The 8,139-nt window shown below is 68.8% G+C and carries 9 protein-coding genes; 1 reads left to right on the plus strand and 8 read right to left on the minus strand.

Features of this window, described 5'->3' with window-relative positions; genetic code table 11:
- The 5 genes from fliJ to fliF form a co-directional block, all read right to left on the minus strand.
- On the minus strand, positions 1–414 hold a 414-nt coding region (fliJ, locus tag DK459_RS22345; RefSeq protein ID WP_110135256.1), incomplete at its 3' end, for a flagellar export protein FliJ.
- The gene (gene fliI / locus DK459_RS22350; RefSeq protein ID WP_024068637.1) at positions 407–1,882 is read right to left on the minus strand and encodes a flagellar protein export ATPase FliI; all 1,476 of its coding nucleotides are present in this window, start codon (positions 1,880–1,882) and stop codon (positions 407–409) included. The genes fliI and fliJ, both read right to left, overlap by 8 nt.
- A complete protein-coding gene (gene fliH, locus DK459_RS22355) occupies positions 1,879–2,622 on the minus strand; it encodes a flagellar assembly protein FliH (RefSeq protein WP_006385226.1) in 744 nt (247 codons plus the stop codon). The genes fliI and fliH overlap by 4 nt, the downstream gene beginning before the upstream one ends.
- Positions 2,615–3,625, minus strand: coding sequence for a flagellar motor switch protein FliG (fliG, locus tag DK459_RS22360; RefSeq protein ID WP_006385225.1), 1,011 nt, complete (start codon positions 3,623–3,625; stop codon positions 2,615–2,617). The genes fliH and fliG overlap by 8 nt, the downstream gene beginning before the upstream one ends.
- Positions 3,615–5,291, minus strand: a complete 1,677-nt coding sequence (fliF, locus tag DK459_RS22365; protein WP_006385224.1) for a flagellar basal-body MS-ring/collar protein FliF — start codon at positions 5,289–5,291, stop codon at positions 3,615–3,617. The genes fliG and fliF overlap by 11 nt, the downstream gene beginning before the upstream one ends.
- A gap of 348 nt (positions 5,292–5,639) precedes the next feature.
- Between fliF and fliE the strand changes: the two genes are divergently transcribed.
- Entirely contained in the window at positions 5,640–5,972 is a 333-nt protein-coding gene (gene fliE, locus DK459_RS22370) for a flagellar hook-basal body complex protein FliE (RefSeq protein WP_006385223.1), read from the plus strand.
- 135 nt (positions 5,973–6,107) lie between these two features.
- Here fliE and DK459_RS22375 read toward each other — a convergent pair whose 3' ends face one another.
- The 3 genes from DK459_RS22375 to DK459_RS31040 all read right to left on the minus strand — a co-directional run.
- On the minus strand, positions 6,108–6,905 hold the full coding sequence (locus DK459_RS22375; RefSeq protein WP_006385222.1) for a flagellar brake protein: 798 nt from the start codon (positions 6,903–6,905) through the stop codon (positions 6,108–6,110).
- A gap of 11 nt (positions 6,906–6,916) precedes the next feature.
- The gene (locus DK459_RS22380) at positions 6,917–7,240 is read right to left on the minus strand and encodes an EscU/YscU/HrcU family type III secretion system export apparatus switch protein (protein WP_006385221.1); all 324 of its coding nucleotides are present in this window, start codon (positions 7,238–7,240) and stop codon (positions 6,917–6,919) included.
- Positions 7,240–8,139: flagellar hook-length control protein FliK (locus tag DK459_RS31040; protein WP_233256848.1), on the minus strand; the 900-nt coding region annotated here is incomplete at its 5' end. The genes DK459_RS22380 and DK459_RS31040, both read right to left, overlap by 1 nt.

Raw genomic sequence — 8,139 nt, forward strand, 5'->3', positions numbered from 1 at the left:
GGAGTATTCGTCGTTGGCGCGCTGCTCGCGGCGCGATTCCACCACGGCCTGGGCGCGCAATTCACGCTGCGCCAGGGCGTCGTACGAGTTGAGCTTGCGCTTTTCCTGCTGCCAGTACAGACGGCCCTTGGCCAGGTTCTCGTCGGCCTGGCGCAGCACGTTCTGCTGCTGGCCGATGGCATCGTCCAGGGTGCCAATGAAGCGCTGGTAGTTGTGGCAGTCGCTGGCCGACATGCCGGTCGTCATGGCCTGCTGCAGGCGTTCGAGGTAGTCCTGGCGGTAGTCCTGCAACATGCCGAGCTGGCGTTCGGCATTGGTGCGCTCGGTGCTGAGCCGGCCCAGCAGGCGCGCGGCTTCGTCCGTGCTTTCCTTGGCCAGGTTGATCAGCATGTCCAGGGGCAATTGGCTAGGCATAGGTATCCCTCAATTCGAAACTGGCGCGCAGTTGTTCCACCGCATCCTCGTAGCCGACGCTTTCGCCGATATCCTGTTGCAGGAAGGCTTCCAGGCGCGGGTAGCGCGCGATGGCATCGTCCAGCTGCGGGTCATTGCCGGCGGCGTAGGCGCCCACGGCGATCAGGTCGCGGTTGCGCTGGTAGCGCGACAGCGTCTGCTTGAAGCGGCGCACCACCGAGAACTGCTGCGGCGTGATCAGCGAGGTCATGGCGCGCGAGATCGACGCCTCGATGTCGATGGCGGGGTAGTGGCCGGCTTCGGCCAGGTGGCGCGACAGCACCACGTGGCCGTCCAGGATGGCGCGGGCCGAGTCGGCGATCGGGTCCTGCTGGTCATCGCCTTCGGCCAGCACGGTATAGAACGCGGTGATCGAGCCGGCCTTGCCGTTCGGGCCGGGCGCGCCCATGCCGGCGCGTTCGACCAGGGTCGGCAGCTTGGCGAACACCGAAGGCGGATAGCCCTTGGTGGCGGGCGGCTCGCCGATGGCGAGCGCGATTTCCCGTTGCGCCATGGCGTAGCGGGTGAGCGAATCCATGATCAGCAGCACGTCCAGGCCCTGGTCGCGGAAGTGTTCCGCCAGGCGCGTGGCGTAGGCCGCGCCCTGCAGGCGCAGCAGCGCCGAGACGTCGGCCGGGGCAGCCACCACCACCGAGCGCGCCAGGCCTTCCGGGCCCAGGTTGTGCTCGATGAATTCCTTGACTTCGCGGCCCCGTTCGCCGATCAGGCCGACCACGATGATGTCGGCCTTGGTGTAACGGGCCATCATGCCCAGCAGCACGCTCTTGCCCACGCCGGAGCCGGCGAACAGGCCCATGCGCTGGCCGCGGCCGACGGTGAGCAGGCCGTTGATGGCGCGCACGCCGGTGTCGAGCACGGTGTCGATCGGGGCGCGCGACAGCGGATTGATCGGCTGGGCCGAGAGCGGCGCCAGTTCGGCGCCGGTCAGCGGGCCCAGGCCGTCCAGCGGCCGGCCGGCGCCATCCAGCACGCGGCCGAGCAGGGCGTTGCCCACCGGCAGGTGGCGGCCCAGCTGCGGCTTGGCGTTGCCGTTCAGCTCGGCCTTGCGCGGCAGCGGGATCTGGCGCTGCACCGGCGGTTCGCCGGGCACCACGCGGGCGCCGGGCGGCAGGCCGGAAATGTCGGCCTGCGGCATCAGGTAGAGGGTGTGGCCGTCGAAGCCGACCACTTCGGCATCGGCCCAGTGGTCGTGGCCGCGCGCGATCTCGATGCGGGCAGCGGCCCCCACGGGCAGGCGCAGTCCGGTGGCGTGCAGCACCAGGCCCGTGGCGCGCGTGATCTTGCCGCTGACCAGCCAGGGGTCGGTCGAGGCGGCGCGGATCGAACCGATCTGCAGCTGCGTCTGCCAGCGGTCGATCACGGGCACGGCCGGTTGGCCGGGCTGCGCGGGGGCCGGATTGGCGCTCACGCCGGCTCCTCCCAGTTGACGTTGCGGCCCAGCGAGGCCGCGACGCGGCGCCAGCGGGTCTGCAGGGTGGCGTCGATGTCGCCGAACGGCGTCTCGGCGCGGCAGCCGCCGCGGGCGATGGATTCGTCGGCCAGCACGCGCCAGTGGCCTTCCTTGAGCTCGTCGGCCAGGTGCAGGCGGATCAGTTCGATGTCGGCGGGGTTGGCCCACAGGCGCATCTGGCCGCCGGCGGTGGGATTGATGTGCAGCACTTCGCGCACGGCGCTGGCGACGGTCTCGGGCTGTTCGGCCAGGGTGGTGCGCACGACTTGCTGGGCGATGTCCAGGGCCAGCGTCAGCAGGCTCTGGCCCATCTTTTCTTCGAGCGAGCCGACCGATTCGGCGCAGGCCTGCACCAGCGCGTGCAGGTGTTGCGCTTCCTGCGCGCCTTGTTCGCGCGCCTGGGCCAGGCCCTCGGCGTAGCCGGCTTCGCGGCCGGCGGCCAGGCCCGCTTCATGGCCTTCGGCGCGACCGGCTTCCAGGCCGGCGGCATGGCCCTGCGCGTAGCCTTCCTCGCGGCCTTCGGCGATGGCCTGGGCGCGCAGCTGGGCCATCACCACTTCCGGGTCGGGGCCCGGGTCGGGTTCGGGCTCGGGTTCGACTTCGACGGGCGGCGGCTCGTCGAACGACAGCATCTGCCAGCGCCGCCAGGCGGCACTGCGCGAGATGAGCGTCGACTGGCCGGTATCCGCTTCAGACATACGCGTCGTCTCCGGAGTTGCCCAGCACGATCTGGCCGCTCTCGGCCAGGCGGCGGGCGATCTGCAGGATCTTCTTCTGCTCGGTCTCGACCTTCGACATGCGGATCGGGCCTTGCGCTTCCAGGTCCTCGCGCAGCATTTCGGCGGCGCGGCTGGACATGTTGCGCAGGAACTTGGCGCGCAGTTCTTCCTGGGCGCCCTTGAGCGCGACCATGAGCGTGTCGTTGTCGATTTCCTTGAGGATGAGCTGGATCGCGCGGTCTTCGATGTCGAGCAGGTTGTCGAACACGAACATCTCGTCGATGATCTTCTGCGCCAGGTCGTTGTCGCGTTCGCGCAGGCTGGCGACCACGGTTTCCTCTTCGGCCGAATTCATCATGTTGAGAATCTCGGCCGCGGTGCGCACGCCACCCATCTTGCTGCGCTTGGCGCCCTGGCCGGCCAGCACGGAATTGAGCACTTCGGTCAGTTCCGACAGGGCCGCGGGCTGCACGCCGCCGAAGGTGGCGATACGCAGCATGACGTCGTTGCGCAGGCGGTCGGTCAGCAGCGCCAGCACGCCGGCGGCGCGGTCGCGTTCCAGGTGCACCAGGATGGTGGCGATGATCTGCGGGTGTTCGTCGCCGATCAGCTCGGCCACGGTATGCGGATCGAGCCAGTTCAGGGCGTCGATGCCGCTGCCGCCTTCGCCGGCTTCCAGGATGTCTTCGATCAGGCCGGCGGCGCGGTCGCTGCCCAGCGCCTTGGTCAGCACGGTGCGGATGTAGTCGTCCGAACCCAGCGTGACGGCCATGAACTGGTCGGCTTCCTGGCGGAATTCCTCCAGCACCACGGCCACGTCGTTGCGGGTGACCTGCTTGAGGCTGGCCATGGCGGCGCCGACCTGCTGGACTTCGCGGGCGGTGAGGTACTTGAAGACCTCGGCCGCGGCGTCTTCACCCAGCGACATCATCAGGACGGCGCTGCGCGTCATGCCGTCCATGGGCTTGGAATCATTTTTCATCTTTGGTCATCCAGGTGCGCAGGACCATCGCGACGGCGCGCGGATCCTTGTTCGCCATCGTGCGGGCGCGTTCCAGGTTGTCCTGGTAACGGTCGGTTTCCTTGGCGCGGGCCAGGTCCTGGGCCTCGCGCTGGGCTTCGATGCGCTCGGCCTCGGCCACTTCGGGATCGACCGGCGGGTACAGGTAGTCGCCCACCGAGCGGCGGACCTTGCGGTACAGCCACAGGGCCAGCACGCCACCCACCAGCCAGGCCAGGATGGTCTTGAACAGCGAGATCATTTCCGGATCGCGCCACATCGGCACGGCCGGCGGGCCGTCGTTGAACTGGCTGTTGACCAGGTTCAGCGAATCGCCACGGCTTTCGGAATAGCCCATCGCCTCGCGCACCAGGTTGGTGAGCTTGCTCAGTTCCTCGGGCGGCAAGGCCTGGGGTTCGCCGTCCTTGTCGCGCACGTAATTGACCACCACGGCCACCGACAGGCGCTTGAGCATGCCGACAGGCTGCTTGATGTGGCTGATGGTGCGGTCGACTTCGTAGTTGGTGGTGGCGTCGCGGCGATCGCTGACGGTGCCGCCGGCGCCCTGGGCGCCGGCGCCGGTGGCGGTCTGTTGCTGTTGCTGCTGGCCCTGCTGCTGCGGCTGGCCGGGACGGGGCGGTTGGGTCTGCGGCGGATTGGCGATCGGCGCCTGGGCGTTGGCCGGCGGCTGGTTGGACAGCGCGCCAGGCACGCCCTGCGCGGGATTGATGCCGCGCTGGTTCGATTCGCTGGTCTGCTGGCTGCGGATGGCGGCCTGGCCGGGCTCCTGGTTGGGGCGGTAGACCTCGGACGTTTCCTCGCGGCGCGAGAAGTCCATTTCGGCGCTGGCCTGGGCGTGCACGTTGCCCGGACCGACCAGCGGATTGAGGATGGTGAGGATGCGTTCGACGGTGCGTTGCTCGGTCTCGCGGACCATGCGCATCTGGTCGGCGTCCATGCCCCGGCCTTCGCCAGTGGGGGCGGACAGCAGGCGGCCGTTCTGGTCGACGATCGAGACGTTTTCGGCGGTCAGTTCCGGCACGCTGGAGGCGACCAGCCAGGAAATGGCCGAGACCTGGGCATCGCTCAGGCTGCGGCCGGGGTAGACGTTCAGCAGCACCGAGGCGGTCGGCGGCTGGCGTTCACGCACGAACAGCGACTGGCGCGGCATGGCCAGATGCACGCGGGCGTGCTGCACGGTGTGCATGGATTCGATCGAGCGCGCCAGCTCGCCTTCCAGGCCGCGCTGGTAGTTGATCTGCTCGGCGAACTGGCTGGCGCCGAAACGGGCGTTGTCCATCAGTTCGAAGCCGACCGAGCCGCCGCGCGGCAGGCCTTGCGAGGCCAGCTGCAGGCGGGCGTCGTAGACGCGGTCGGCCGGCACCAGCAGGGCGGTGCCGGTGTCGTTGTACTTGTAGGGCACGTTCATGGTGCCCAGGGCGGTCACGATGGCGCCGCCGTCGCGGTCGTCCAGGTTCGAGAACAGCACCTTGTACTTGGGCTCGCTGCTCCACATCGCCACGGCGACGATCAGCGCGACCAGCGCGGCGGCCGCGCCAAGCAGCACCGGCTTGGGCAGGGCGCGTATCTTTTCCAACACGGGAAACTTCGCCAGAAGCGACGCGCTCAGGGTAGCCTGCTGATTCATTGGCGGCTCCCGCTGGCTTCGCGGAGCAGGGAAAATGACTTCATGTTCGGGTAGGGCAGATTACACATGCAACGTGCTTCTGGTCTGGGGAGAGCCTGGATTATTGCTGCTGAGTTAGCAAACCCAATCGTCGAAAACAGCGGTTTTTTGGCGTTACTTATCCCCTATGTCGACAAGCGGGCGCGCCGGCCCCCCGGAGCGGCTCGCGGAGCGTGCCGGCGGGCTTGCCGCATTCGCGGAAATATCGGGTGTTTTGGCGGCTTTTAGGCGCTATGGCGCGGACGATGCCGGGTTACGCTGCATCCATCCTGGGCGTAGTCCCTCGTCCTACCAGCAAGGAATAACGTAATGGCTGTATCAGGCTTGTCCGGCATCGAGAGCATGCTCCAGCAGATGCGCGTGGCGGTGACCAAGGCGGAAACCGGCAATCTCGCCGCGGGCGAAGCCGTGGCCCAGCCCGATGGTTTCGCCGCCGAACTGCAGCGTTCCATCCGCCGCGTCACCTCGGCGCAGAACGCCGCCACCGCGCAGGCCAAGGCCTTCGAACTGGGCGCGCCCGACGTTTCGCTCAACGATGTCATGATCGACCTGCAGAAGGCCAGCATCGGCTTCCAGACGGCCGTGCAGGTGCGCAACAAGCTGGTTGCGGCCTATAAGGAAATCTCGTCGATGGCCGTGTAACCACGGGCAGGACAGCGGGGCGGCGGATCATGCCGCAGCCCCGCCAAGCGGATCCGCCAGCGGCGTTGGATCCGCCGCATCTTCAGCCGTTCCGGCACAAGCAACCGTCCGGCGGCGCTCCTGCTCGCAGCGCGCCTATCGGGCGTTTTTCTCCAGGCGCCAGACCACCTGCTGCAGCCAGTTTTCCTGCCGCGCATCCAGGTTCAGGAACACCGCGCCCACATGGCTCAGGGGCGGCTCGCCGGTCAGCGACACATGCGTTGGCGCGGGTTCGTCCGGACTGGCGGCCTGGATCATGGGTTGGCCCGACACCGGATACACATTGCGCACTTCCAGGTTCGCGTTGAGCTTGCCCAGCTCGCCAAAGTCGAGCTGCACGTCCTCGAGTACCGCGCCGCGTTGCGGCAACGTCGGCACCGCCAGTTCCACCCGCAGGCCGACGCCATCCACCGAAATGTCGCGCACCGAGAAACTGATGGGTTTCGCGGCGGGCGCCGGACGCCACGAGGCGTGGCAGCGGCTGGCGCTGGAGACCAGCGAGGCCCGGAACATCTTGCGGCGCTGGATGCGCGCCAGGCGGTCGGGGAAGGGCGACATCAGCGCCGCGCTGCCGTCATCGAAGTGGATGACCTCCGGGCGCGCGACCCGGAAGCGGATCTGTACGCCGCCATAGGCGGTGGCGTTGAAATGGAAGGTGGTGCCGCTCAGCAGGCCCATGCTGTCCGACTGCTCGAAATCGGCGCCGGCATAGTCGCGCGGACGCCAGAAGAACTGCCGCGTCTGCTTGTCCGCCCCCAGCACCAGCACGGCCATTTCGCGGTCCGCGGCGTCGCGCACCAGGATGTGGCTGTCGGGGTGCGTCAGTTCGAAGAGGGCGGCGCGCATGTCTTCCGGCCGGGTGAGCAGGAATTCCGGATCGCTGGCGTCCAACACGGTGCTTGTCCTTAGAGAGTGGGGGCGGGCGGCGCGGCCTCGGGGAGTTCGCGCGATTCGAGGCGATAGAGCCAGGCCAGCAATTCTGCCACCGCCACGTAGAGTTGGGGAGGAATATGCGCGTCCAGGTCCACCTGCATCAGCAGGCCGACGAGTTCACGCGATTCGTGCACGTACAGCCCGTTCTCTTCGGCGGCGCGCACGATGGTGTCGGCCAGCTGGCCGTAGCCCTTGGCCACCACCCGCGGGGCTGCGTCCTTGTCGTCATACGAGATGGCGACCGCGGCGTTGCGGTTGGCGTTGGGGCCCTGTTCGGGGGGCGGAGCGGTGCGCATCAGATATCCGCGGGTATGACGGGACGCGGGTCCACCACGTTCACCACCAGGTGGCTGAGCGTGAGGCCGGCAGCCAGCAGGCGTGAGCGCAGCTGGTCCGAGGAGTCGTTGATTTCGGCGGCGCTATGGGGCGCGACCAGTTGCAGCACGATCTGGTCGCCGGCCAGGTTCAAGCGCGCGTCCACCAGGCCCAGCCGCGGCAGATCGAGTTTCAGGCGGGTTGCCCAGGTGGACACCGCCGATTCCGGATCGCCGCCGTAGGGGTCGCGTTCCACCTCCCATTCCATCGGCGTGCCGGGCCAGGCCTCGCCTTGCCAGGTCAGGGCCTGGTTGGCGAGCACGTCCAGTTGCTGGCGCACCAGCAGGGTGAGGTCCTGGTGGATGCCGCTGACCGGCGTGCCGGGCGCCGGGGCATTGGTGTTGCCGGGCGCCGCGTTGGCGTCGCCGGCGCGGCCGCCGCCGGCCTGGGACTCGGCGCGCGGACGCGCGGTATCCGCGTCCGTGGGGACTCCGCTGCGAGTCAGCCGGGCCTGGGGTTCCTGCTGCAGCTGGGACGGGTTGCTGCGGCCAAAGACCAGGTCGGTCAGGTGCGATTCGTAGAACAGGCCGCTAGTCTGCAACGCGGCGCGTAACGCCTGGCCCAGGATCTTGGCCGACGGCGCGCCAGGAGCCAGGGTGGCGTGGGTCGTGGCTTCGGCGTTCCTGGCGCCGGTGGCGCCTTCGCCCGCTCCGGCTGGGCGCGCGGGCCGGTTGGTGGACGGTGTCTCGGCGGCGGGGTCGGCACTGGCCGCGGCAGCCGCGGCCAGTGCCGCCGCGGTGGTGGGGGCAGGCGCGGGCGCTGCCGCCTGTCCGGCAGCGGGGGCGGCCGTGGGTTGTCCGGGGGCTCCCGGCTGGCTGGC

It is taken from the genome of Achromobacter sp. RW408 (assembly GCF_003184165.1).
GTDB lineage: Bacteria > Pseudomonadota > Gammaproteobacteria > Burkholderiales > Burkholderiaceae_B > Achromobacter > Achromobacter xylosoxidans.

Excerpts from the sequence above, each read along its gene's own strand:
- fliG (WP_006385225.1), bottom strand. The coding sequence starts at position 3,625 with ATGAAAAATGATTCCAAGCCCATGGACGGCATGACGCGCAGCGCCGTC.
- DK459_RS22380 (WP_006385221.1), bottom strand. The coding sequence starts at position 7,240 with ATGCGCACCGCTCCGCCCCCCGAACAGGGCCCCAACGCCAACCGCAAC.
- fliF (WP_006385224.1), bottom strand. The coding sequence starts at position 5,291 with ATGAATCAGCAGGCTACCCTGAGCGCGTCGCTTCTGGCGAAGTTTCCC.
- fliH (WP_006385226.1), bottom strand. The coding sequence starts at position 2,622 with ATGTCTGAAGCGGATACCGGCCAGTCGACGCTCATCTCGCGCAGTGCC.
- fliE (WP_006385223.1), top strand. The coding sequence starts at position 5,640 with ATGGCTGTATCAGGCTTGTCCGGCATCGAGAGCATGCTCCAGCAGATG.